Source organism: Microbacterium sp. OR16, from assembly GCF_047306725.1.
Classification (GTDB): Bacteria; Actinomycetota; Actinomycetes; order Actinomycetales; family Microbacteriaceae; genus Microbacterium.
The window spans coordinates 614679-638805 of the sequence record NZ_JAZEXK010000001.1; the positions used below are offsets into that span (position 1 = coordinate 614679).

The window sequence follows — 24127 nt, forward strand, 5'->3', positions numbered from 1 at the left end:
TGATGGTGGGCGTCACTCGACGCGGAAGAGCAGCATCGAGGTGCCGGGTATCGGCAGCACATCACCAGGCGCGTATCGGCGCTGCTCGCTGCGCGGCGTCTCGTCTGCGCTGGACCAGAGTGCGGTGAAGCCGGCTGCGTCTTCGAGCCCGTCAGGCAGGCGGACGTCGATCGGCGCCTCGGTGCCGTGCACGATCAGCAGGATGCGGTTGCTCTCACCGTCGCGTGGATCGCTCGTGGCGACGTACTGCAGGGTGCGATGGCGAGGATCGTTCCACTGCTCGGCCGACATCGTCTCGCCGTTCTGGTCGAACCATTCCATCTCCGATGCCTCGGGCACGTGCTCGCCGAGCACGGCGTAGCGTGCCGGCCGCAGGGCGCGGTTCTCGGCGCGCAGCCGCGTGAGCCGCGTGATGTGCGCCAGCAGATCCTGCTGCCACGGCTCGTGACTCCAGTTCAGCCACGTGAGCGGGGAGTCGTGGCAGTACGCGTTGTTGTTGCCCTTCTGCGTGCGTCCGAACTCATCGCCCGCGGTGATCATCGGAATGCCGGCTGAGAGCAGCAGGGTTCCCATCAGGTTGCGCATGGCCCTTCGACGCGCCGCCAGGATCGCAGGGTTGTCGGTCTCACCCTCGACACCGTGGTTGAACGACCGGTTCACGTCGGCCCCGTCGCGATTCTGCTCGCCGTTGGCCTCGTTGTGCTTGACGTCGTAGCTGACCAGGTCGTGCAGAGTGAAGCCGTCGTGCGCGGTGATGAAGTTGATGCTCGCCAGCGGGCCACGCTCGGGTGAGTACGTGTTGGCCGAGCCGGCGAGACGGTTGGCGAAGCCGCCGACGCCGACCGGCGCCGAAGCCCGTCGGGCATAGTCGATGTCGCTGAGCCAGAAGTTGCGGGCACGGTCGCGGAAACGGTCGTTCCATTCGCTCCATCCCGCGGGGAAGTTGCCCGTCTGCCAGCCGCCGAGTCCGACGTCCCATGGTTCGGCGATGATCTTCACATCCTGCAGCGCCGGATCCTCGCCGATGGCACGCAGCAGCGGGTGTTCGGGGTCGTACTCGTGGCCGCTGTCACGGGCCAGCGAGGTCGCGAGGTCGAAACGGAATCCGTCGATCTGCATCTCGGTCGCCCAGTAGCGCAGCGAATCGAGCACGAGACGCGCGGGCGCGTCGGCAGACGTGTTGAGCGTGTTGCCGCAGCCGGTGGTGTCGACATAGGCGCCGTCTTCGAGCTGGCGGTAATAGAGCGCGTTGTCGATGCCGCGGAAGCTGGATCGCGGGCCGCCGAGGCCCTCTTCGCTGGTGTGGTTGTAGACGACGTCGAGGATGACCTCGAGGCCCGCCTGATGCAGCAGCTTGACCATGCCCTTGAACTCGTCGAGCACGGCCTCGGGACCGGCGCGGCGCGCGGCTTCGGTGGCGTACGCGGTGTGCGGGGTGAAGAAGTTCAGTGTGTTGTAGCCCCAGTAGTTGGTGAGGCCCCGCTCGAGCAGCCGGGGCTCCGGTACGAACGCCTGCACCGGCAGCAGCTCCACGCTCGTCACGCCCAGCCCCGTCAGATACTCCGTCATCGCCGGGTGCGCGAGACCGGCGTACGTGCCGTGCAGCGCTGCGGGCACGCCGGGGTGACGTTTCGTGAGGCCCTTGATGTGGCCCTCGTAGATGACGGTCTCGTCCATCGGCACGGCGGGCTTTCGCACATCGCCCCAGTCGAAGCCGTCCGCGATGACGACGGATCGCCACTCCTGGTATCCGCCGCCCTGAGCGAGCCCGCGCGCGTACGGGTCGAGCAGCAGAGTCTCGGAGTTGAAGACGTTGCCCGGACCGAGTGGCCCGTCCACGCGCAGGGCGTAGCGTGCGCCCGGTCGCAGCAGCTCGGTGCTCACCTGCCAGACGCCCGCTGTCTGCCGCTCGAGTGGCAGAGTTGCGGTCTCCCAGTCGAGGTCGTGCTCGTCGAAGAGGACGAGCTCGACGGACGACGCGTTGCGGGACCAGACGCGCAGCGTTCCGCCACCGTCGTGCAGGCGCACACCGAGGTGGTCGAGAGCGTCGCCGCCGAGCGGCAGTGCGGGCAGAGCGGGCATGGGCAACAGCCTAAACGGGGCGGTCCGTCGACGGTGAATCTGCGTCCCGTGCGCAGTGACTCTCAGTCCCGCAGAGGGCGGCGGTGGGAGAATGGCAGGATGCGGCACTATCTCGATCACGCGGCGACGACGCCGCTGCGCGCCGCAGCGCGCGACGCGTGGATCGCCGCGTCCGAGATCGTCGGCAACGCGTCGTCTACGCACGGCGCGGGTCAGGCCGCCCGCCGTCTGCTCGAGGACTCGCGCGAGCGCGCCGCCGCCGTCGTCGGCTGCGACCCGATAGAGGTCGTGTTCACCTCGGGCGGCACCGAGTCGATCAACACGGCCGTGCACGGCATGTGGGTCTCCCGATCCACGGTCGCCGGGGCGATCGTGCTGCCCGACGCAGAGCACCACGCCACCATCGACACTGTCTCGGCTCTCCAGCGCCAGGGAGCCGACGTCCGCCCGGTGCGCGTGGACGCGCTCGGCCGGATCGACGTGTCGGCGTTCACCGCTGCCCTGGCCGGCGCGACCCTTGCAACCGCTCTCATCGCGAACAACGAGGTCGGCACCGTCAACGACGCGGCCGCACTGAGCCGGTCGGCGGCGACGGCGGGCGTTCCGCTGCACCTCGATGCCGTCTCCGCCTTCGGTCACCTGCCGGTCGTGTTCCGCGGGTTGAGGGGCGACGCCCCGGTCGATGCCGGTCTGGTGGCGATGAGCATCGCCGGGCACAAGATCGGCGCGCCCGTCGGAACCGGCCTGCTGGTCGTCTCGCGCGGCGCGCGGATCGCTCCGCTGCTGCACGGCGGATCGCAGCAGCGCGGTCTGCGTGCCGGCACGCAGGACGTCCCGGGGGCGACAGCCCTCGCCGCCGCGCTGGAGGAGGCCGAAGCCGAGCGGACGCGCGAGAGCGCCCGGCTCGCGGCTATGCGCGACCGTCTCGTCGCGGGCGTCCTGGCCGCGGTGCCATCGGCGGCGCTGCTGGGCGATCCGGCGAATCGGCTGCCGGGCAACGCGCATCTGCTGTTCCCGGGGACGGTGGGGGAGAGCCTGCTGTTCCTGCTCGACATGGCCGACATCTCGGCATCCACCGGCTCGGCATGCCAGGCCGGCGTCGCCGAGCCCTCGCACGTGGTGATGGCGATGGGTCGCAGCGAGCAGGACGCTCGAAGCGTGCTGCGGTTCACACTGGGCTCGACTTCCACTGCGGCGGATGTCGAGGCGGTGCTCGCCACGATCCCGGATGCCGTCGCGCGAGCCTCACGCTGACGGGAGCCGCCCAGGCGAGCACTCGTAGACTGGAGACCATGCGAGTTCTTGCGGCGATGAGCGGCGGTGTCGATTCGGCCGTGGCGGCGGCTCGCGCCGTCGACGCGGGCCACGAGGTCGTCGGCGTGCACCTGGCGCTGTCCCGCGCCGGCGGAACGCTGCGAACGGGCAGCCGCGGCTGCTGCACAGTCGAGGACGCGCTGGATGCCCGGCGCGTGGCCGACCTGCTCGGAATCCCGTTCTACGTGTGGGACTTCTCGGAGCGCTTCCGCGACGACGTCATCGACGACTTCATCTCCGAGTACAAGGCAGGTCGCACCCCCAACCCCTGCCTGCGCTGCAACGAGAAGATCAAGTTCGCCGCCCTGCTGGAGCGGGCGATCGAGCTCGGCTTCGATGCGGTCTGCACCGGTCACTACGCGACGCTCGTCGACGGGTCCGCAGGACTGGAGCTGCATCGCGCGTCGGATTCCGCGAAGGACCAGTCGTACGTGCTCGGCGTGCTGAACGCCGAGCAGCTCGCGCACACCTACTTCCCCCTCGGCGACACACCGTCGAAGGCGCTTGTGCGAGCGGAGGCCGCGGCCCGGGGGATCACCGTCGCGCAGAAGCCCGACAGCCACGACATCTGCTTCATCCCCGACGGCGACACGCGCGGCTGGCTGGCGGAGAAGGTCGGCACCGCGGCCGGCGAGATCGTCGACCGCAGCGGTGAGGTGGTGGGCAGTCACGACGGCGCCCACGCCTTCACCGTCGGCCAGCGTCGGGGACTGCGCCTCGGTGTGCCGGCTCCCGACGGCAAGCCGCGCTTCGTGCTCGAGGTGCGGCCGGTGTCGAACACGGTGGTCGTCGGTCCGAAGGAGGCCCTCGCGATCGCCGAGATCGCAGGGGAGCGCTTCTCGTGGGCGGGTGCTGCACCCGAGTCGGCCGACTTCGCCTGCGAGGTGCAGATCCGAGCGCACGCCGAGCCCGTTCCCGCTCGCGTGCACGTCACCGACGGCGGTGTGCGCGTCGTGCCCGAGGTGCCGCTCGACGGGGTGGCGCCGGGCCAGAGCGCGGTCATCTATGTCGGCACGCGCGTGCTCGGGCAGTTCACGATCGACACGACGGTCTCCGCCGTACCCGTCGGCGCCTGAGCGCACGGGTCTGACGCACGACGGGTCCGGCGTCAAGCCCCGCTGTCTGTCGGTGCTCGCTCATAGACTTGCCGGGTGCCTGAGAACATCTCGCTGACCGACGCCCGTGCCGAAGCCGAAGAGCTCACGACTCGCATCCTCGAGGCCAAGGACGCCTATTACGGGCGTGACACGTCGCTCGTCGATGACGCGACCTACGACGGGTGGATGCGGCGGCTCGAAGAGCTCGAGCGTCTGCATCCAGAGCTGCAGGGGCAGGATTCGCCGACGCAGATGGTGGGCGCGGCAGAGGCGACCGGACTCGCGACGATCGAGCATGCCGAGCGGATGCTCAGCCTCGACAACGTGTTCTCGCTCGACGAGCTGCGCGAATGGGCAGCCAAGACGAAGGCATCCGCCGGGCGGGAGATCGCCTGGCTGACCGAGCTGAAGATCGATGGACTGGCGATCAACCTGCGGTACGAGAACGGCGTGCTCACCTCGGCCGCCACCCGCGGCGACGGGCGGGTGGGCGAGATCGTCACCGAGAACGCCCTGCGTCTGGCCGACATCCCGGAGCGCCTGGTCGGGCACGGGCACCCTGAGATCGTCGAGGTGCGCGGAGAGGTGTTCATCCCGGTGGCCGCGTTCGAGCGGCTCAATGCCGCGCAGGCATCGTTCCGGGACCGGGTCTACGCCGAAGCGCGGGACAGATGGGAGGCTCGTCCCGCCGCGAAGAGGCCGTTCGACGACGAGAAGGCGCGAACGGCTGCGGCGCGCCGGTTCCCCGCCTTCGCGAATCCGCGCAACGCCGCGAGCGGAGGACTTCGGCAGCAGATCGATAAGAAGAGCGGGCTCGAACTCGAGGCCGGTCTGCTGCGCATCGAGTCCCTGTCGCTGTATGTGCACGGCATCGGCGCGTGGACGAATCCGCCCGTCGCGGCACAGAGCGAGGTGTACGAGCTGCTGGCGGAGTGGGGGCTGCCGACCAGCCCGCACACCAGGGTCTGCCACAGCATCGACGAGGTGGAGGAGTTCGTGGCCTACTTCGGCGAGCACCGCCACGACATCGAACACGAGCTCGACGGCATCGTCGTCAAGGTCGACGAGCTCGCGCTGCACGACGAGCTGGGCACCACCAGCCGCGCCCCCCGCTGGGCGATCGCCTACAAGTACCCGCCGGAGGAGGTGCAGACCCGGCTGCTCGACATCGTCGTCTCTGTCGGTCGCACCGGGCGAGCCACCCCGTTCGCCGTCATGGAGCCTGCGCACGTCGCCGGATCGGTGGTGCGCCAGGCCACCCTGCACAACAAGGACGTCGTGAAGGCGAAGGGCGTGCTGATCGGCGACACCGTCGTGCTCCGCAAGGCCGGTGACGTGATCCCGGAGGTGCTCGGGCCGGTGGTCGACCGGCGCGACGGCAGCGAACGCGAGTTCGTCATGCCCGAGGGATGCCCCGAATGCGGAACGCCGCTGCGCCCCATGAAGGAGGGCGACATCGATCTGCGCTGCCCGAACGCTCGCTCCTGCCCCGCCCAGGTGCGCGGCCGGGTGGAGCACATCGGGTCGCGCGGAGCCCTCGATGTGGAGGCACTCGGCGAGGTGACCGCCGCGGCACTGACCCAGCCGACCCGCCCCGCGGAGCCGCCGCTCGAGACCGAGGCAGGACTCTTCGACCTCACCCTCGAGCAGATCGTGCCCATCGAGGTGGTGGTGCGCGATTCCGAGACCGGACTGCCCAAGGAAGACGACGACGGCGTCGTCAAGACCCGTGCGCCCTTCCGGCGCAACCCCACCGCGGCAGAGAAGAAGCAGGGACTCGAGGGGCCGCAGCCGTCATCGCAGGCGGTGAAGCTGCTCGCCGAGCTCGAGAAGGCGAAGACCAAAGAGCTCTGGAGGCTGCTCGTCTCCCTGAACATCCGCCACGTCGGCCCGGTCGCCGCTCGTGCCCTCGCCCAGTGGTTCGGGTCGCTCGACGCCATCCGCGCCGCGAGCCGCGATGAACTGGCCGCCGTCGAAGGCGTCGGCGGGATCATCGCGGATTCGCTGCTGAGCTGGTTCGACGTCGACTGGCACCAGGACATCGTGCAGAAGTGGGCGGATGCCGGTGTGCAGTGGGCCACCCCAGGACACCCGGGGCCGGGTGCAGCGGTCGTCGAGGGCGGAGTGCTCGACGGCCTCACCGTGGTCGCCACCGGGAGCCTGGAGGGCTACTCGCGCGAGGGCGCTCAGGAGGCCATCATGAAGGCCGGCGGCAAGGCGGCCTCATCCGTGTCGAAGAAGACCGACTTCGTGGCGGCGGGTCCCGGCGCCGGGTCGAAGCTCGCGAAGGCCGAAGCGCTGGGCATCCGCATTCTCGACGCGGCCCAGTTCCACGTCCTCGTCACCCAGGGGCCGGACTTCCTCGACGCCTGACGCGCACGAGCCGCTCGTCCTCGCGGCCGATGCACGCGGGGACGAGCGGAGCGCCTCAGCTCCTGTGCCGCGGCTTGCGCGCGGGACGGTCGTCGCGCGAGTACCCGCCGCGATCGTCGCGCGAGTATCCACGTCCGCTGCGGTCGTCACGGCCTCGGTCGTACCCGCCGCGCTCGTCGCGATCGCGCGGTGCGCGGCGGTTCGGCGCACCCCGGTCGGGGCGGATCTCGATGAGTTTGCCCGAGATACGGGTGTCGCGCAGCCTGTCGAGCACGGACGGGTCCATGTTGACCGGCAGCTCGACGATCGAGAAGTCGGGCTTGATGGCGATCGCGCCGAAATCGTCGCGTCCGAGTCCGCCTTCATTGGCGAGCGCACCCACGATCTGGCGCGGCTCGACGCGGTGGCGACGGCCGACCTCGATGCGGTACGGCGCGTAGTCGCCGCGGCCGCGGCGCTCGCGAGGGCCGCGGTCGCTGCGGTCGGATGCGCGGTCGCCGCGCTCGCGCGGTGGACGGTTGTCGCGCTCCACCGCGCGCGAGAGCTCGTCGTTCTCGGGGTCGAGCAGCAGTGGCGTCTCGCCCTGTGCGACCACAGCGAGCGCCGCGGCGACGTCCGCCTCGGGCACGTCGTGGTTGCGCACGTAATGCGCGATGATGTCGCGGAACGCCTCGATGCGGCGCGTCTCCTCCAGAGCTGCGGTGATCGCGTCGTCGAAGCGCGCGAGACGCGTGGTGTTGACGTCCTCGGTCGTGGGCAGCTGCATCTGCGTCGGCTGCTGGCGGGTCGCCTTCTCGATGTGCTTCAGCAGGTAGCGCTCGCGCGGCGTGATGAAGCTGATGGCATCACCGGTTCGGCCTGCACGGCCCGTGCGCCCGATCCGGTGCACGTACGACTCGGTGTCGGTGGGGATGTCGAAGTTCACCACGTGGCTGATCCGCTCGACGTCGAGGCCGCGGGCGGCGACGTCGGTGGCGACGAGGATGTCGAGCTTGCCGTCCTTGAGCTGATTCACGCTGCGCTCGCGCTGGACCTGCGGCACATCGCCGTTGATCGCAGCCGCGGAGTAGCCGCGGGCGCGCAGCTTCTCGGCGAGAGTCTCGGTCTCGTTCTTCGTGCGGACGAAGATGATCATCCCGTCGAAGTTCTCGATCTCGAGGATGCGGGTCAGGGCATCCACCTTCTGCGCGTACGAGACGACGAGGTAGCGCTGGGTGATGTTCTGGTTGGTGGTCGTCTTGCCTTTGATGGCGACCTCTTCGGGCTCGTTCAGGTACTGCTGAGCGAGGCGGCGGATCGTCGCGGGCATCGTCGCCGAGAACAGCGCGACCTGCTTGTCCTCGGGCGTCTGCGCGAGGATCTGCTCGACGTCCTCGGCGAAGCCCATCTTCAGCATCTCGTCGGCCTCATCCAGCACGAGATACTTCAGCTCCGAGAGGTCGAGCGTGCCCTTCGCCTGGTGATCCATGATGCGGCCCGGCGTCCCGACGACGATGTGCACGCCACGGCGCAGCGCCGACAGCTGCACGCCGTACGCCTGGCCGCCGTACACGGGAAGCACGCGCACGTCCTTCATACGGGCGGAGTACGCCTCGAACGCCTCGCACACCTGCAGGGCGAGCTCGCGTGTGGGGGCGAGCACGAGCACCTGCGGCGTCTTCTGACCGAGATCGAGGTTCTCGAGCACGGGCAGCGCGAAAGCCGCGGTCTTGCCGGTGCCGGTCTGCGCCGTTCCGAGAACGTCGCGCCCCTGCAGCAGCAGGGGGATCGTCGCCGCCTGGATGGGCGACGGGGTCTCGTAGCCGAGATCCTTGATCGCCCTGAGCAGCGAGCCGGTGATGCCCAGCTCCTCGAATCCGGGAGCGGTCGCGCCCTCGTCAGGGGTCTCGGGCGCGTCAGGGGCAGGGGCGATGTCGTCGGCAGTCACCTGTCAACGATAGTGGGTGCGGATGGGAGAGTGCTGGCCGTTCAGCTGCCCGAGGTCAGCGCCAGCAGGCGCTCCTTCACCTGCCGGCGCAGCACCTTGCCGATCAGCGACTTCGGCAGCTCGTCGACGACGAAGACGCGACGCGGCACCTTATACGGGGTCAGGATGCTGCGCGCGAACGCGCGGATGGCCTCGACATCGACGTCCTTGCCATCCTCCACGACGATCGCGGCGACGACCTCCTCGCCGGAGCGGTCGCTCGGCAGTCCCACGACGGCCGCGTCGACGACATCCGGATGCTGGCGCAGGGCCACCTCGACCTCGGTGGGCGCCACGTTGAAGCCGCCCGTGATGATGAGCTCCTTGATGCGGTCGACGATGCGCACGAAGCCGGCCTCGTCGATCGTGACGATGTCGCCGGTGCGGAACCAGCCGTCGACGAACACCGCCTCGGTCTCCTCGGGCTTGCCGTAGTAGCCGGAGAACACCTGCGGACCGCGCACGATCAGCTCGCCGGCAGAGCCTGCCGGCACGTCGACGGTCGGATTCTCGGGGTCGACCACGCGGCACTCGGTACCGGGAAGCGGCAGGCCGACGGTTCCGGCCACCCGGTTCTCGGCGACGGGGTTGGCCATCAGCACGGGCGAGCACTCGCTCAGCCCGTAGCCCTCGACGAGATAGCCGTCGCTGGCCTCTTCAAACGGCACGACGAGATCGTGAGACAGCGCCATCGCCCCCGAGATCGCGATCTCGGTGCCGGCGAGCGACACGCCCTTCTCCTTCGCCGCGGCCAGCAGCCGTTCGGCGATCGGCGGCACGAGCGGCAGGAAGGTGGCCGGATGCTTCTTCGTCACCTGCAGCACGAGGTCGGGCTCGAACTTCGGGAACAGCACGAGCCGCGCGCCCATCGACATCGCGAAGGTGAGGCACAGCGTGAGCCCGTACGCGTGGAACATGGGCAGCACCGCGTAGACGACGCAGCCGTCGCCGCGCGTGATCGACGGCACCCACGCCTGAGCCTGCGCCGCGTTGGCGAGCAGGTTGCGGTGGGTGAGGGCCGCACCCTTGGGCGTGCCCGTGGTGCCTGAGGTGTACTGGATGATCGCGAGGTCGTCGGTTGCGGGACGCGGGTGCGTGGCCGGGAGCGGTGCGGACTGCACCAGCGAGTCCCAGCTGATCGCGCCGCGCACCTTCGAGGTGAGCGCCGCACGCGACTCGCGGGCCTTCGCGATCGGCAGCTTCAGCATCAGCTGCATCCTGCGCGGCATCGCCGTCGTCACGTCGACCGAGACCAGGCTCGCGACCGCGAGATCGGCGGGGAACTCCTGCACGGTCTCGACCACCTTGCTCCACACGATCGCGTGGCGGGCGCCGTGGTCTTCGAACTGCTTGCGCAGCTCACGCGGGGTGTACAGCGGGTTGTGCTCGATCGCCACGGCGCCGAGACGCAGCACGGCGTAGAACGCGATGATGTGCTGCGGGCAGTTCGGCAGCACGATCGCCACCGGATCGCCCGGGCCGACACCGAGGTCGCGCAGGCCGGCGGCTGCCCGCTCGATGGCATCCTGCATCTCGCGGTAGGTCGTCTCGCGCCCGAAGAACTGCAGCGCCGGGGCATCCGGATAGTCGCGCACCGACGCCTCGACGATGTCGATCAGCGAACCGGTCACCGGCGGCAGGTCCTGCGGGACACCTTCGGCGTAGCTTGCGGTCCATGGGCGCGGGGGAACGAACTCGGTCACGAGTTCCAGCTTACGTGTGCGCACCTCGCGCTCTCGTAGACTGGGGTGGTGTCTGAAATCACCCCTGATCTCGTACGCCATCTCGGCGTGCTCGCGCGCATCCAGCTCTCCGACGACGAGGTGACTCAGCTGACCGGTCAGCTCGACGCCATCGTCGACAACATCGCGAAGGTGTCGGAGGTGGCCACGCCAGACGTCGTCGCCACCAGCCACCCGATCGCGATGAGCAACGTCTTCCGTCCCGACGAGGTCGGCGAGACGCTCACCCTCGAGCAGACGCTGAAGAACGCCCCGGATGCCGCCGATGGCCGCTTCCGTGTGACCGCGATCCTGGGAGAAGAGCAGTGAGCGACATCATCCGGCTGACCGCCGCGGAACTCGGCGAGAAGATCTCCGCCGGCGAGATCTCCAGCGTCGAGGCGACGCAGGCCCACCTCGACCGCATCGCCGCGGTCGACGGTGACGTGCACGCTTTCCTGCACGTCAACGAGCACGCCCTCGCGGCGGCCGCCGAGGTCGACGCGCGCCGTGCCGCGGGCGAGCAGCTCGGCCCGATCGCCGGTGTGCCGCTCGCGGTCAAGGACGTGCTCGTCACGACCGACATGCCCTCCACGAGCGGCTCGAAGATCCTCGAGGGCTACATGTCGCCGTTCGACGCCACCGTCGTGTCGCGCTCCCGCGCCGCAGGCCTCGTGCCGCTCGGCAAGACGAACATGGACGAGTTCGCGATGGGCTCGTCGACGGAGTTCTCCGCCTACGGTCCGACCCGCAACCCGTGGGACCTCGACCGCATCCCCGGCGGCTCCGGCGGCGGCTCGGCCGCGGCCGTCGCCGCCTTCGAGGCGCCGCTCGCCCTCGGCTCCGACACCGGCGGCTCGATCCGCCAGCCCGCGCACGTCACCGGCACCGTCGGCATCAAGCCGACCTACGGCGGCGTCAGCCGCTACGGTGCGATCGCGCTGGCATCCAGTCTCGACCAGGTCGGCCCCGTGACCCGCACCGTGCTCGACGCGGGCCTGCTGCACGATGTGATCGGCGGGCACGACCCGAAGGACTCGACCTCCCTCCCGCAGGAGTGGCCGTCGTTCGCGGCCGCCGCGCGCGAAGGCGCGACCGGTCAGGTGCTCAAGGGACTGAAGGTCGGCGTCATCACCGAGCTGCCCGACTCCGGCTTCCAGGCCGGCGTCGCCGCATCCTTCCGCGCCTCGCTCGCGCTGATGGAGGCGCAGGGCGCCGAGATCGTCGAGATCTCGGCACCGCACTTCGAGTACGGCGTCGCGGCGTACTACCTGATTCTTCCCGCCGAGGCCTCGAGCAACCTCGCCAAGTTCGACTCGGTGCGCTTCGGCCTGCGCGTCACGCCCGAAGGCAACCCCACGGTCGAGGACGTCATGTCGGCGACCCGTGACGCCGGCTTCGGGCCCGAGGTCAAGCGCCGCATCATTCTGGGCACGTATGCGCTGTCGGCCGGCTACTACGACGCCTACTACGGCAGCGCCCAGAAGGTCCGCACGCTCATCCAGCAGGACTTCGACCGGGCGTTCGCGCAGGTCGACGTCATCGCGACGCCGTCGGCACCGACCACTGCGTTCCGGATCGGCGAGAAGATCGATGATCCGCTGCAGATGTATCTGAACGACCTGACGACGATCCCGGCGAACCTCGCCGGCGTTCCCGGCATCTCGATCCCCTCGGGCATCGCGGCCGAAGACGGTCTGCCCGTCGGCATCCAGTTCCTCGCGCCCGCACACGAGGATGCTCGTCTGTACCGCGTCGGCGCGGCTCTCGAGGCTGCGCTCGTGGACTCGTGGGGCGCGCCGCTGCTGTCGAAGGCGCCTGCCCTTCGACAGGCCCAGGGATCCAGTCGACAGGCTCAGGGACCCAAGGAAGGGGGAGCCCGCTGATGGCCACCGCCAAGCTCATGGACTTCGACAAGGCTCTCGAGATGTTCGAGCCTGTGCTCGGCTTCGAGGTGCACGTCGAGCTGAACACTCGCACGAAGATGTTCTCCGACGCTCCGAACCCCGCGAACGACGAGTTCCACGGCGCCGAGCCGAACACGCTCATCGCGCCGGTCGATCTCGGTCTGCCGGGGTCGCTGCCCGTGGTCAACGCGACGGCCGTGCGCTCGTCGATCAGCCTCGGTCTCGCACTCGGCTGCTCGATCGCGGAGTCCAGCCGGTTCGCGCGGAAGAACTACTTCTACCCCGACCTGGGCAAGAACTATCAGATCTCGCAGTACGACGAGCCGATCGCGTTCGAGGGATCGGTCGAGGTCGAGCTCGAGGACGGCACGCTCGTGACGATCCCCGTCGAGCGCGCGCACATGGAGGAGGACGCCGGCAAGCTCACCCACATGGGCGGGGCGACCGGCCGCATCCAGGGCGCGGAGTATTCGCTGGTGGACTACAACCGTGCCGGAGTGCCGCTCGTCGAGATCGTCACCAAGCCGATCTTCGGCGCCGAGCACCGCGCGCCCGATTACGCCAAGGCGTACATCGCCGCGATCCGCGACATCGTGCGCGGCCTCGGCATCTCGGAGGCGCGTCTCGAGCGCGGCAACCTCCGCTGCGACGCGAACGTGTCGCTGCGTCCCCGTGGCCAGGAGAAGCTCGGCACCCGCACCGAGACGAAGAACGTCAACTCGATGCGCTCGGTCGAGCGGGCCGTGCGCTACGAGATCCAGCGTCAGGCCGCGATCCTCGCCGACGGCGGCACGATCACCCAGGAGACGCGGCACTGGCACGAGGACACCGGTACGACGTCGCCGGGTCGCCCGAAGTCGGACGCCGATGACTACCGCTACTTCCCCGAGCCCGACCTGCTGCCTGTGCAGCCGTCGCGCGAGCTCGTGGAGGAGCTGCGTGCCGCGCTGCCCGAGCAGCCGGTGGCGCGTCGTCGCCGGCTGAAGGCCGAGTGGGGCTTTACCGACCTCGAGTTCCAGGACGTGCGCAACGGCGGACTGATCGACGAGGTCGAGGCCACGATCGCGGCCGGTGCCGCTCCGGCGGCCGCCCGCAAGTGGTGGACGGGCGAGATCACCCGCGTCGCCAATGCGCAGGAGCGGGATGCGGCCGGGCTCGTCTCGCCGGCCGACGTCGCCGCCCTCCAGGCACTGGTGGATGCCGGCACGCTGACCGACAAGCTGGCCCGCCAGGTTCTCGAAGGAGTGATCGCCGGAGAGGGATCGCCTCAGGAGGTCGTGGACTCGCGCGGACTGGCGGTCGTCTCGGACGACAGCGCGCTGATCGCCGCGATCGACGACGCATTCGCCGCGCAGCCGGACGTGCTGGCGAAGATCAAGGATGGCAAGGTGCAGGCCGCCGGGGCTGTCATCGGCGCCGTGATGAAGGCGATGAAGGGCCAGGCCGACGCCGCGCGCGTGCGCGAGCTGATCCTCGAGCGCGCTGCGCAGTGACCACCGGGTGCCACCGACGCGATGTCGGTGGCACCGGTCAGGATGGATGCATGGGACGCGGTGATGGATCGGGCCGCATCGTCTCGCCCGAGGGTGCGGACGACAGCGGCACAGGCATCCTGCATGTCGACATGGATGCCTTCTACGCGGCGGTCGAGGTGCTCTACGACCCGTCTCTGCGCGGACTGCCGTTGATCATCGGAGGACGCGACGGACGCTCGGTGGTCTCCAGCGCGTCATACGAGGCGCGTCGGTTCGGCGTGCGCAGCGCCATGCCCGTCGGGCAGGCGCTGCGACTGTGCCCGACGGCGCGGGTCGTTCCGCCGGACTTCACCCGCTACCGGGCCGTCTCGGCGCAGGTGATGGAGATCTTCCAGAGCATCACCCCGCTGGTGGAGCAGCTCTCGATCGATGAGGCGTTCCTCGACGTGCGCGGAGTGCGCCGCCTGTGGGGCAGCCCCGGCGAGATCGCGGCCCTCATCAGACGACGCGTGCGAGACGAGGTCGGCATCACGTGCAGCGTCGGCGTCGCGGCGACGAAGCACGTTGCGAAGATGGCATCCACCGTGTCCAAGCCCGACGGGATGCTCGTGGTTCCCGCCTCGCGCACGCAGGAGTTCCTCGATCCGCGACCGGTCGGCGCCATGTGGGGAGTCGGGCCGAAGGCCGCCGAAGCGCTGCAGCGCCGGGGCATCCGGCTGATCCGTGACGTGCGTGAGGCACCCGCCGAAGCACTCGAGCGCGCCGTCGGACCTGCCCTCGGCCAGCGGATGCAGGCTCTCGCCCGCGGTCTCGACGCGCGTTCCGTCCAGACGGAGCGGGCGGAGAAGAGCGTCGGGCATGAAGAGACCTTCGACCGCGACATCGACGATCGTGACCTGCTGCGCTCAGAGCTCCTGCGCCTCGCAGATCGCGTCGGGGCGCGCCTGCGCACCTCGGGGTGGCATGCCGGAGCGGTCGCGATCAAGATCCGGTTCGCGGACTTCACCACGGTCAGCCGTACCGTCTCGCTGTCCGAGCCGACGGATGTCGGGCAGCGCATCGGCGAGACGGCGATCGCACTATTCGCGCAGATCGAGCGCAGGGACCCGGTGCGGCTGGTGGGCGTGCGCGCCGAGAGATTGAGGCCGGCGGGGAGCTCGGCCATCGCGCTGTGGGATGACGATGAGGATCAGCGCCGCCTCGAAGGCACGCTCGACGACGCGCGCGCACGATTCGGGGTCGGCATGATCACCCGCGCACGGCACGTCGGAGCAGCGGACCGGCGCGCGGGCGGGGAAATAGAGCCGCGGCCGTTCGGCCGCGAGTGAGCTATGGCGTCGTTCGATAGCGTGGATGCCATGCCGCCAGCCTCTTCCCCTGATCTCTTCGGCGAGCGTCTGAGCGCGGCCACGGCCCGCATCTGCGATGCCGTCACCGCGGTGTCGGCATCGAATCCGGTCGTCATCATCGACGGTCGCAGCGGTGCGGGCAAGAGCAGCCTCGCGGCTCGCGTCGCGCGAGCCTGGCCGCTGCACACGCCAGTGCAGCTGCTCGCACTCGACTCCGTCTATCCCGGCTGGGGCGGACTCGAGCGCGGCGCGGAGATCGCCCGCGAGCAGGTGCTGCGCCCGCACGGGCGCGGTCTGATCGGCATCTGGCGGCGCTGGGACTGGGAGCGGGAGGAAGAAGCCGAGGCTCATGCCGTCGATCCGGCTCTCGGCCTGATCGTCGAGGGCTGCGGTGCGCTGACCCCCGCGTCGGCCGCGCTCGCGGATGTCGCCGTCTGGGTCGACGGACCCCGCGACTCACGGCGACGCCGCGCGCTCGAGCGCGACGGCGACGGATTCCGCCGTCACTGGGACATGTGGGCAGTCCAGGAGGAGGCGCACATGACGCGGCACGAGCCGCACAAGCTCGCGAGCATCACCGTGGCTACGCCGTAGCGGCATCCGCCTCGTCGGCGCGCTGAATGAGGTCGTCCAGCCGATACCCGAGCCAGTCGTACACGTGGAACCGTGCGTCGTCTGCGTCGTGGCGGTCTTCGAGATCGACGCCCAGGCGCGACGCGACGACGAGCCGGATCGCGGCGAGCGTGCGCATCCACGCATCGACGTGGGCGACGGGGATGCCGATGGCGTGCATGCCGAGCACGTCCCGATCGTCGTCGTCGGTGTCGAAGTCGCTGAGATCCGCGCGCATCACGCGGGCGTCGTCACGGCGGCGGTCGAACAGCTCGTCTCGCGTGCCGCGGCGGAATTCCGCGGCGGCGATGTCGTCATCGGGATAGGCGACCGGGGTCAGCCGCGCCAGGGCGGGGTCGGAGTCCGGACGCGGGCCGCCGATGAGCTCGAGGAACTCATCGATCAGGTGCAGCAGATTGCGTGCTTCGACCCAGGTGATCGATATCGACGGGTTCACTGCGGAACCCGTCGGATGGTGGCCCACAGGCCGAAGTCGTGCATCGCCTGAGCGTGCACCTCCATCGTCTCCCGCGGCCCGGTGGCGACGACGGCGTGTCCTTCGTTGTGCACCGCGAGCATGAGAGCCGTCGCGTGCTCCTCGGCGTATCCGAAGTAGCGGCGGAACACGCGCACCACGTAGCTCATGAGGTTGACGGGATCGTCCCAGACGACCAGCTGCCACGGCACGAGCGGCGCGACCGTGAGCTGCTCGTCGAGCAGAGGAGTGGATACCGGGATGCTCATGCCCAGCCCAGTTCGTGCAGCTGCTCGTCATCGATGCCGTAGAAGTGCGCGATCTCGTGCACGAGTGTCGTGTGGACCTCGTCGCGCAGCTCGTCCTCGTCGGAGCACGCTGCGAGGTGCGCGCGGCGGTAGACGATGATGCGGTCGGGCAGCTCGCCCATGCCATACTGTGCTCGTTCGGTGAGCGCGAATCCCTCGTACAGGCCGAAGAGGTCGCTGCCGTCGTCTGGTTCGTCCTCGACGACGAAGACGACGTTGTCGAGTCCGTCGATCATGTCGTCCGGCAGCCGGTCGAGTTCCTCGACGACCAGCGACTCGAAGGCCTCGACGGTCATCTCGATGCCGCCGTCGGGCAGAGCCTGCGCGTCGGAGTCGAGTGAGGAGGACATGCTTCGATGCTAGCCGGGCGCACTCGACCCCGGGCGACTCTGCCGACGGCTCATAGCCTCGATCGGTACGGTGCGACGGGGAGAACGGGCCACGCGCAGTACTCCCCGCGACAGACCCGCCGAGACGATGAGGAACACGATTCGACATGCGCATCCGCCCGATCACCCCGACCGTCGTCCTCGCCCTCGCAGGCGCTCTGCTGCTGACCGCCTGCTCACCCGCCGAGCAGGCGCCCGCGGAGCGCGGCGGTGCGGCGGCGACGGCACCCGACGGCTCGGCAGAACTGGAAGAGCTCTCGCGCACCGACGTGCGCACGGTGATCGACCGGCTCGATCGCGCGCCGCTCGATGAGCGGGATGATGCGGTGGCGGCATCGATCCGCACCGACCGTGTCGTGCTCAGCGACGTCGATGGATCCCAGGTGGAGCTGGCGATGCCGGACGGCCTCACCTACATCTCCTTCGCCCCGTATCGCACGCAGACCCACGACTGCACCTTCCATGCGCCGAGTTCGTGCGTCGGGGAGCTGCGCAACACCGAGCTGCAGCTGACCATCACCGATCTCGCGACGGGGGAGACGCATGTCGACGAGAAGACGCAGACGTTCGACAACGGCTTCGTCGGTGCATGGCTGCCGCGGGGCATCGACGCGGAGGTCGTGATCGTCGTCGCCGACAGCGAGGCGAGAGCCGTGATCTCCACCGTGAACGACGACGACCCGACCTGCATCACGACCCTGCCGCTCGCCGAGCGCGGCTGACACGACGAAGCCCCCGGGTTCATGACGAACCCGGGGGCTTCTCTGGGGTGAGTAACGGGGCTTGAACCCGCGACCCCCGCGACCACAACGCGGTGCTCTACCAGCTGAGCTATACCCACCATGTGCCTGCCGGAGCGGGCAACTCGATAAGTCTATTACATGTTCGGAGTGAACTCTGACACGGTGCGGGCGGCGATGTCGCGGGCCTGCTCTGACGAGGGTCCTGGCGCGTCGGTGAACACCGCGGCGCGGTAGTAGCGAAGCTCGCGGATCGACTCGAGGATGTCGGCCAGGGCTCGGTGGCCGCCGTGCTTCTCGGGAGCCTGGAAGAACACGCGCGGATACCAGCGGCGGGCGAGCTCTTTGATGCTCGAGACGTCGACGTTGCGGTAGTGCAGGTACTGATCGATGTTCTGCATGTAGGTGGCCAGGAACATCCGATCGGTGCCGATCGTGTTGCCGGCCAGCGGAGCCCGGCGCTCGAGCGGGACGAAGCGCTTGATGTATGCGAGGGTCTGCTCCTCGGCATCCGCGAGGTTGACGCCGTCCGGGATCTCGTCGATGAGACCCGATGCACGGTGCATGTCGGTGACGAAGTCGTTCATGTTCGCGAGCGCGGCATCGCTCGGCTTGATGACGATCTGAAAGCCGGGATCGAGCAGGTTCAGCTCGAAGTCGGTGACCACGACCGCGATCTCGACGAGTTCGTCGACCGAGAGGTCGAGGCCCGTCATCTCGCAGTCGATCCAGACGAGCCGGTCGTTCTCAGTCGCAGAAACCATGGTTCGATCCTAGCGACGGGGCCCGACACGGTAATCTGGACCCGGTACGCCTCCTTAGCTCAGAGGAAGAGCATCGGCTTTCTAATCCGTTGGTCGCAGGTTCGAATCCTGCAGGGGGCACAGCTTCACCCGCGCAGGGCGGCCACCGCATCATCGGCATCCCAGAACTCGCCCACCAGGCGGAAGCCTCCGGATGCCAGGTGCAGGCGCTCCGCGCGGAACCGGATGCCGAGCGGGTCGGCGATCACGCGCAGATGCCCGCGGATCGTGCCACGGGCGTCGACGACGCGCCAGAGGTGGTCTCCTGCTCTGTCGAGGTGCTCGGCCCGCGTGCGCAGGAACGGTGTCTCCCACAGAAGAGCGGGCTGTGTGTCGGTCAGCGAAGTCATGCTGTCTCCTTTCGTGATTCGAACATATGGACGGCCACCGACATTCCGTCCCGTAGACTCGGCCGCATGCCCGTGACCTCTCCGTACGCCGCTCGTCTCGCCGAGATCCCGGTAGAACGACGCGAGGTGCAGGTGCTGGGGGCGACCACGGCGTACTGGGTCTACGGCGAGGCGGCGGAGGATGCGCCGACCATCGTCGCGGTGCACGGCTTCCGAGGCGAGCATCACGGTCTCGAGCCGATCGTGGCGTACCTGCCGGGCATCCGGATCATCTCGCCGGATCTGCCCGGCTTCGGCGAGACGCCGCCGATCCCGGATCGCGAGCACGACCTCGGCCTCTTCACGGGCTGGCTGTGCGAATTCGCCCGCGCTGTCGCCCCGGGGGCGATCATCCTCGGGCACTCGTTCGGGTCGATCGTCTCAGCCGCTGCCGTGGCGGGCGGCCTCGAGACGCCTCGCCTCATCCTGATCAACCCCATCGGGGCACCCGCACTGGAGGGCCCGAAGGGCGTGCTCACCCGGATCGCCGTGCTCTACTACGCGCTCGGCGCCAGGCTGCCCGAGCGATGGGGCACGGCGCTGCTGCGGCATCCGCTCACGGTGCGGGCGATGAGCATGGCCATGGCCAAGACCCGCGACCGGGCGCTGCGCAGGTTCATCCACGATCAGCACGACACCTACTTCTCGCGCTTCGCCGATCGTGAGGTGCTGCACGACGCCTTCGTGACCAGCGCCTCGCACGATGTGCGCGCGTTCGCCGGCGTGATCGACGTGCCGACGCTGCTGATCGCGGCTCAGCGCGACGACATCACGCCGATCGAGGCCGAGCGGCGCCTCGCCATGATGTTCCCCCAGGCCGAGCTCGTCGAGATCGCCGAGGTCGGACACCTCATCCACTACGAGACGCCGGCGGAGGCGGCAGGGGCGATCCGGCGCTTCCTCAGGCTTCCCGCCGCGCTAGTCCGATGAGTCCCGCGACCCGGAACGGGATGACCTCGCCCATCGCGAGCGAGGTCTCGGTGCGCTCGACCCCCTCGATAGACAGGATCCTTGCGTCGGTGTCGAACAGGTGACGCGCGTCGCGGCATGCGACTCGAGCGAGCAGATCGATCGATCCGCTCAGCCCATGCGCCTGCACGATCTCGGGAACCCGTGACAGCTCGGCGATGATGCGCGGCAGCTCGGTCTGACGCACGCCGATGCTGATGAACGCCTGCAGCGGGAACCCCAGCACCTCGGTCGAGAACGAGCGTTCGTACGACTCGAAGACGCCCGTCTGCTCGAGCCGGGCCATCCGGGCCTGGATGGTGTTGCGAGACAGACGGAGCCGATCGGCGAGCTTGACCACGGTCGTGCGCGGATCCTCCGCCAGGGCGGTGAGCAGTTCGAGGTCTGTGCGATCCAGGACGGGCATAGTGCCACACGATAGCAGGGCACCGGAACCGCGCATTGTGCAACATGCTCAGCAACCGGAGACATGCTTGAGCGAGGTGTCAGCCCGACGTAGCATTCGAGCAGGCCCGACGCAGCAGTCGGGAAGCCGTGCATGCCCCACGAAGGCCGCCACGTCAGGAGGACGCCGATGTCACCGAACACCAGCCCGATCGTCGACGCGCAGAACGATCTCGAACTCACGGAGCGCATCCTCGCTCCCGACGGCACCCGAGTGCGCAACCAGCTGCTCGACCGCTGGATAGGCGACATCGACTACGCGGCGATGCGCGCGCTGCACCGCGACATGGTGGTGCTGCGGCGCATCGACACCGAGGGCGTCGCGCTGCAGCGACAGGGCCAGCTGGGCCTCTGGGCGCCGTGCAACGGCCAGGAGGCCGCGCAGATCGGAACCGGCCGCGCACTGGCGGCGAACGACTTCGTCTTCCCTAGCTATCGCGAGACCGGGGTGATGTACACCCGCGGTGCCGAACCGGGCGACTACGTGCGCATGTGGCGCGGCGAGGAGGGTGCGGCGTACGACCCCGCGCGACTCGGCATCGCTCCGCTGCAGATCATCATCGGGGCGCAGACCCTGCACGCGGTCGGGTACGGCATGGGCATCCTGCATGATGGAGCCGATGAGGTCGCGGTCACCTACTTCGGCGACGGCGCGACGAGCCAGGGCGACGTGAACGAGGCGATGATCTTCGCGTCGTCCTATCGCGCGCCCGTCGTGTTCGTCTGCCAGAACAACCACTGGGCGATCTCCGAGCCGGTCGGTCTGCAGTCCCAGTACCCGCTCGCCGGCCGTGCGCCCGGTTTCGGCATCCCCAGCCTGCGCGTCGACGGCAACGACGTGCTCGCCTGCATGGCGGCGATGCGCTGGGCGCTCGACCACGCGCGCTCGGGCAAGGGGCCGGCCTACCTCGAGGCGGTGACCTACCGCATGGGCCCGCACACCACAGCCGACGACCCGAAGCGCTACCGCGATGATGCAGAGCTCGCGCTGTGGCGCGAGCGAGACCCGATCGCCCGCCTCGAGGCGCACTTGCGCGCCGCCGGCGAACTCAGCGACGATCACCTCGAAGCCGTCCGCACCGCCGCCGACGACGTCGCCCGTGACATGCGCGCCGCGTGCATCGACATGAAGACGCGGCCCGCTCTCGCCGTCTTCGACCGCGTCTACGCCGAGCCGCACTCCGGACTCGAGCGCCAGCGCGACGAGTACGCCGCGTACCTCGCGTCGTTCGAGGAGGCCTGAGATGACGATGATGACGATGGGTAAGGCGCTGAATGCGGGGCTTCGCCAGGCCATGCTCGACGATGAGAAGGTCGTCCTCATGGGGGAGGACATCGGCACGCTCGGCGGTGTGTTCCGCATCACCGACGGTCTCAAGGACGAGTTCGGCGCGAAGCGCGTGATCGACACTCCGCTCGCCGAGTCCGGCATCGTCGGCACGGCGGTCGGTCTCGCATTCCGCGGCTACCGCCCGGTCGTCGAGATCCAGTTCGACGGCTTCATCTACCCCGCGTTCGACCAGATCGTCTCGCAGGTCGCCAAGCTGCACTACCGCACGCAGGGCCGGGTCAAGATGCCGATCACGATCCGCGTGCCCTGGGCGGGCGGCATCGGCGCGGCCGAGCACCACTCCGAATCGCCCGAGGCGTACTTCGTGCACACCGCCGGGCTGCGCGTGATCGCCGTCTCCGACCCGCAGGACGCGTACCGCTGCCTGCGCCAGGCCATCGCGTGCGACGATCCCGTGCTGTTCTTCGAACCCAAGCGCCTGTACCACCACAAGGGCGAGGTCGACCTGTCGGCACCCCTCGCCGACGCCCCTCCGATGGGCCTCGCCCGCGTCGTGCGTCAGGGCGCGGATGCGACGATCATCACATACGGCGCCATGGTGAGCACGGCGCTCGACGCGGCAGCGGCGGCGGAGGACGAGGGTGTGTCGCTCGAGGTCATCGATCTGCGCTCGCTCTCTCCCGTCGACTACGAGACGGTCTCGGCCTCGGTGCGTCGCACGGGGCGCGTGGTCGTCGTGCACGAGGCCTCCCGGGAGGCGGGAGTGGCCGCCGAGGTGATCGCGAGCATCACGGAATACTGCTTCGAGTACCTGGAGGCCGCGCCCGTGCGCGTGACCGGACACGACATCCCCTATCCGCCCGCGAAACTCGAGAAGTTCCACCTTCCCGATCTCGACCGCATCCTCGATGCCGTCGATCGGGTGCTCGATCGTCCGCACAGCCTGAGTGCGGCGAACGCGAAGGGAGACGAGCGGTGATCGCCGAATTCCGCCTGCCCGACCTCGGCGAGGGGCTGACCGAAGCCGAGGTCGTCCAGTGGCTGGTGCAGCCGGGTGACGCCGTAGCGCTGAACCAGACTCTCGCCGAGGTCGAGACGGCCAAAGCCGTGGTCGAACTGCCCTCCCCCTACGAGGGGACCGTCGCGTCGCTGCACGCCGATGCGGGGGAGACGGTGGCCGTCGGGGCGCCGCTGATCGCGTTCGACGTCGTCGGAGAAGAGACCGATGCGCCGTCGGCACCCGCCGGAGCCGAGCAGGAGGAGAAGACGCAGCCCAATCTCGTCGGATACGGCGCCGCTCCCGCATCCGCCGGTCGTCCGGCCCGACGCGCCAGACGAGGCGGTGCCGCCCCCGCGTCGGCGGCGGACGCCGAGGTCCTCGTGGCGGCTCCGCACGATGCACTGCCGCCGAGCGTTGCCGAGCCCGCGGTGGGAGAGCGGCCCCGCTCGACCCCGCCCGTGCGCGCCCACGCGAAACGCCTCGGTGTCGATCTCGCGCTGGTCGCAGCCGACGTCGGCGACCGGGTGATCACCCGCGAGGACGTGGATGCCTACGCCGAGCGCACCGGGGCGGCCGGCGCCGCGAGCGCGCCGGCGACGGAACCGGCGCCGATGCCGTCGTCCGCGCCGCCTGCGATGCCGTCGGGGGAGCGGGCGCAGACCCGCATCCCGGTCAAGGGCGTGCGGAAGCACACCGCTCAAGCGATGGTGCGAAGCGCATTCACCGCTCCGCACGTCACCACGTTCCACACCGTCGACGTCACGGCGACCATGGAGCTGATCGATCAGCTCAAGGCCGACCGGACGCTCTCCGAGCACCGCATCGGCCCACTCGCGGTGGTCGCGAAGGCGGTGGCTCTCGCACTCGGCCGCAATCCGTCGCTCAACGCGACATGGGATGAGCCGGCGGGCGAGATCGTGCACAACCACTTCGTCGATCTGGGAATCGCGGCGGCGACCGAGCGCGGTCTGATCGTGCCGATCATCCGGGATGCCGAGCGCCTCTCGCTGACCGGGATCGCCGACGCGCTCAGCGAGCTGACGCAAACCGCCCGCGCCGGCAGGACCAGCCCGGCGGAGCTGGCGGGAGGCACCTTCTCGATCACGAACATCGGGGTCTTCGGCATCGATGCGGGCACCCCGATCCTCCCGCCCGGGCAGTCCGGCATTCTCGCCGTCGGAGCTGTGCGGCGCCAGCCGTGGGAGCACCGCGGCGAGATCGCGCTGCGTCAGATGATGACGCTGAGCCTGTCTTTCGACCACCGCCTGGTCGACGGAGCTGAGGGTGCGCGCTTCCTCAAGGACGTCGCCGACATCCTCGAGCAGCCCGGCCGGGCGCTGCTGTACTGAGCTGCGCGCCATCGATGCGGGTCGGCCGCCGACGTGGGGATCGTCGGCGGCCGGTCTCGGTCGAGACCTCAGGA

At 69.4% G+C, this 24127-nt stretch carries 22 protein-coding genes and 2 tRNA genes; 14 read left to right on the forward strand and 10 right to left on the reverse strand.

The annotated features are described in order from the left end of the window. Window positions 1–12: 12 nt before the first annotated feature. The gene (gene glgX, locus V2S05_RS02995) at window positions 13–2082 is read right to left on the reverse strand and encodes a glycogen debranching protein GlgX (RefSeq protein ID WP_413633811.1); all 2070 of its coding nucleotides are present in this window, start codon (window positions 2080–2082) and stop codon (window positions 13–15) included. 99 nt (window positions 2083–2181) lie between these two features. Between glgX and V2S05_RS03000 the strand changes: the two genes are divergently transcribed. From V2S05_RS03000 to ligA, 3 genes are all read left to right on the forward strand, one after another. Further along, window positions 2182–3336 (forward strand): cysteine desulfurase family protein, encoded by a 1155-nt coding sequence (locus tag V2S05_RS03000; RefSeq protein WP_413633812.1) that lies wholly within the window; start codon window positions 2182–2184, stop codon window positions 3334–3336. A gap of 38 nt (window positions 3337–3374) precedes the next feature. Then, complete coding sequence (gene mnmA / locus V2S05_RS03005) at window positions 3375–4472, forward strand: tRNA 2-thiouridine(34) synthase MnmA (protein ID WP_271637701.1); 1098 nt, start codon at window positions 3375–3377, stop codon at window positions 4470–4472. A gap of 75 nt (window positions 4473–4547) precedes the next feature. Next, window positions 4548–6866, forward strand: a complete 2319-nt coding sequence (gene ligA / locus V2S05_RS03010) for an NAD-dependent DNA ligase LigA (protein WP_413633813.1) — start codon at window positions 4548–4550, stop codon at window positions 6864–6866. A gap of 55 nt (window positions 6867–6921) precedes the next feature. Here ligA and V2S05_RS03015 read toward each other — a convergent pair whose 3' ends face one another. Both V2S05_RS03015 and V2S05_RS03020 read right to left on the reverse strand, forming a co-directional pair. Next, a complete protein-coding gene (locus V2S05_RS03015; RefSeq protein ID WP_413633814.1) occupies window positions 6922–8793 on the reverse strand; it encodes a DEAD/DEAH box helicase in 1872 nt (623 codons plus the stop codon). A 41-nt stretch (window positions 8794–8834) separates the two neighbouring features. Continuing rightward, window positions 8835–10535, reverse strand: coding sequence for a long-chain-fatty-acid--CoA ligase (locus V2S05_RS03020; protein WP_413633815.1), 1701 nt, complete (start codon window positions 10533–10535; stop codon window positions 8835–8837). Between the two features lie 48 nt (window positions 10536–10583). On the opposite strand from V2S05_RS03020, the gene gatC reads away from it, so the two are divergent. From gatC to V2S05_RS03045, 5 genes are read left to right on the forward strand one after another with little or no spacing between them, the layout of a single operon-like run. After that, a complete protein-coding gene (gatC, locus tag V2S05_RS03025; RefSeq protein ID WP_071644104.1) occupies window positions 10584–10883 on the forward strand; it encodes an Asp-tRNA(Asn)/Glu-tRNA(Gln) amidotransferase subunit GatC in 300 nt (99 codons plus the stop codon). Next, window positions 10880–12439, forward strand: a complete 1560-nt coding sequence (gene gatA, locus V2S05_RS03030) for an Asp-tRNA(Asn)/Glu-tRNA(Gln) amidotransferase subunit GatA (RefSeq protein ID WP_413633816.1) — start codon at window positions 10880–10882, stop codon at window positions 12437–12439. The genes gatC and gatA overlap by 4 nt, the downstream gene beginning before the upstream one ends. Continuing rightward, window positions 12439–13953 carry an Asp-tRNA(Asn)/Glu-tRNA(Gln) amidotransferase subunit GatB gene (gatB, locus tag V2S05_RS03035; protein WP_413633817.1) on the forward strand — a complete coding sequence of 505 codons (1515 nt, stop codon included), beginning with the start codon at window positions 12439–12441 and terminating at the stop codon, window positions 13951–13953. Before gatA ends, gatB begins: the two co-directional genes overlap by 1 nt. 50 nt (window positions 13954–14003) lie before the next feature. After that, a complete protein-coding gene (gene dinB, locus V2S05_RS03040; protein WP_413633818.1) occupies window positions 14004–15263 on the forward strand; it encodes a DNA polymerase IV in 1260 nt (419 codons plus the stop codon). Window positions 15264–15293: 30 nt separating this feature from the next. Further along, entirely contained in the window at window positions 15294–15878 is a 585-nt protein-coding gene (locus tag V2S05_RS03045) for a hypothetical protein (protein WP_413633819.1), read from the forward strand. On the opposite strand, the gene V2S05_RS03050 is transcribed toward V2S05_RS03045, so the two are convergent. From V2S05_RS03050 to V2S05_RS03060, 3 genes are read right to left on the reverse strand one after another with little or no spacing between them, the layout of a single operon-like run. Continuing rightward, window positions 15868–16353, reverse strand: a complete 486-nt coding sequence (locus V2S05_RS03050) for a DUF2017 family protein (RefSeq protein WP_413633821.1) — start codon at window positions 16351–16353, stop codon at window positions 15868–15870. The two genes, V2S05_RS03045 and V2S05_RS03050, sit on opposite strands and share 11 nt — an antisense overlap. Continuing rightward, window positions 16350–16640: an ATP-dependent Clp protease adapter ClpS gene (gene clpS, locus V2S05_RS03055; RefSeq protein WP_271637693.1), complete on the reverse strand. Its 291-nt coding sequence runs from the start codon at window positions 16638–16640 to the stop codon at window positions 16350–16352. Before clpS ends, V2S05_RS03050 begins: the two co-directional genes overlap by 4 nt. After that, entirely contained in the window at window positions 16637–16975 is a 339-nt protein-coding gene (locus V2S05_RS03060) for a metallopeptidase family protein (RefSeq protein WP_413635212.1), read from the reverse strand. Before V2S05_RS03060 ends, clpS begins: the two co-directional genes overlap by 4 nt. Window positions 16976–17175: 200 nt before the next feature. On the opposite strand from V2S05_RS03060, the gene V2S05_RS03065 reads away from it, so the two are divergent. Then, window positions 17176–17790, forward strand: coding sequence for a CueP family metal-binding protein (locus tag V2S05_RS03065; RefSeq protein ID WP_413633823.1), 615 nt, complete (start codon window positions 17176–17178; stop codon window positions 17788–17790). A 43-nt stretch (window positions 17791–17833) separates the two neighbouring features. Here V2S05_RS03065 and V2S05_RS03070 read toward each other — a convergent pair. Then, window positions 17834–17909: transfer RNA gene (locus V2S05_RS03070), tRNA-His, on the reverse strand. A gap of 36 nt (window positions 17910–17945) precedes the next feature. Continuing rightward, window positions 17946–18572 carry an oligoribonuclease gene (gene orn / locus V2S05_RS03075; RefSeq protein ID WP_413633824.1) on the reverse strand — a complete coding sequence of 209 codons (627 nt, stop codon included), beginning with the start codon at window positions 18570–18572 and terminating at the stop codon, window positions 17946–17948. A 48-nt stretch (window positions 18573–18620) separates the two neighbouring features. Here orn and V2S05_RS03080 point away from each other — a divergent pair. Continuing rightward, window positions 18621–18692, forward strand: a tRNA-Arg gene (locus V2S05_RS03080). A gap of 5 nt (window positions 18693–18697) precedes the next feature. On the opposite strand, the gene V2S05_RS03085 is transcribed toward V2S05_RS03080, so the two are convergent. Next, window positions 18698–18961, reverse strand: a complete 264-nt coding sequence (locus V2S05_RS03085; protein WP_271637689.1) for a hypothetical protein — start codon at window positions 18959–18961, stop codon at window positions 18698–18700. 66 nt (window positions 18962–19027) lie between these two features. Here V2S05_RS03085 and V2S05_RS03090 point away from each other — a divergent pair, with 66 nt between their 5' ends. Then, on the forward strand, window positions 19028–19930 hold the full coding sequence (locus V2S05_RS03090) for an alpha/beta fold hydrolase (RefSeq protein WP_413633825.1): 903 nt from the start codon (window positions 19028–19030) through the stop codon (window positions 19928–19930). On the opposite strand, the gene V2S05_RS03095 is transcribed toward V2S05_RS03090, so the two are convergent. Continuing rightward, window positions 19902–20375: an Lrp/AsnC family transcriptional regulator gene (locus tag V2S05_RS03095; protein ID WP_413633827.1), complete on the reverse strand. Its 474-nt coding sequence runs from the start codon at window positions 20373–20375 to the stop codon at window positions 19902–19904. The two genes, V2S05_RS03090 and V2S05_RS03095, sit on opposite strands and share 29 nt — an antisense overlap. A gap of 168 nt (window positions 20376–20543) precedes the next feature. On the opposite strand from V2S05_RS03095, the gene V2S05_RS03100 reads away from it, so the two are divergent. From V2S05_RS03100 to V2S05_RS03110, 3 genes are read left to right on the forward strand one after another with little or no spacing between them, the layout of a single operon-like run. Next, window positions 20544–21656 (forward strand): thiamine pyrophosphate-dependent dehydrogenase E1 component subunit alpha, encoded by a 1113-nt coding sequence (locus V2S05_RS03100; protein WP_413633829.1) that lies wholly within the window; start codon window positions 20544–20546, stop codon window positions 21654–21656. A gap of 1 nt (window position 21657) precedes the next feature. After that, window positions 21658–22683 carry an alpha-ketoacid dehydrogenase subunit beta gene (locus V2S05_RS03105; RefSeq protein WP_413633831.1) on the forward strand — a complete coding sequence of 342 codons (1026 nt, stop codon included), beginning with the start codon at window positions 21658–21660 and terminating at the stop codon, window positions 22681–22683. Then, complete coding sequence (locus V2S05_RS03110; RefSeq protein ID WP_413633833.1) at window positions 22680–24053, forward strand: dihydrolipoamide acetyltransferase family protein; 1374 nt, start codon at window positions 22680–22682, stop codon at window positions 24051–24053. The genes V2S05_RS03105 and V2S05_RS03110 overlap by 4 nt, the downstream gene beginning before the upstream one ends. Window positions 24054–24127: the final 74 nt, after the last annotated feature.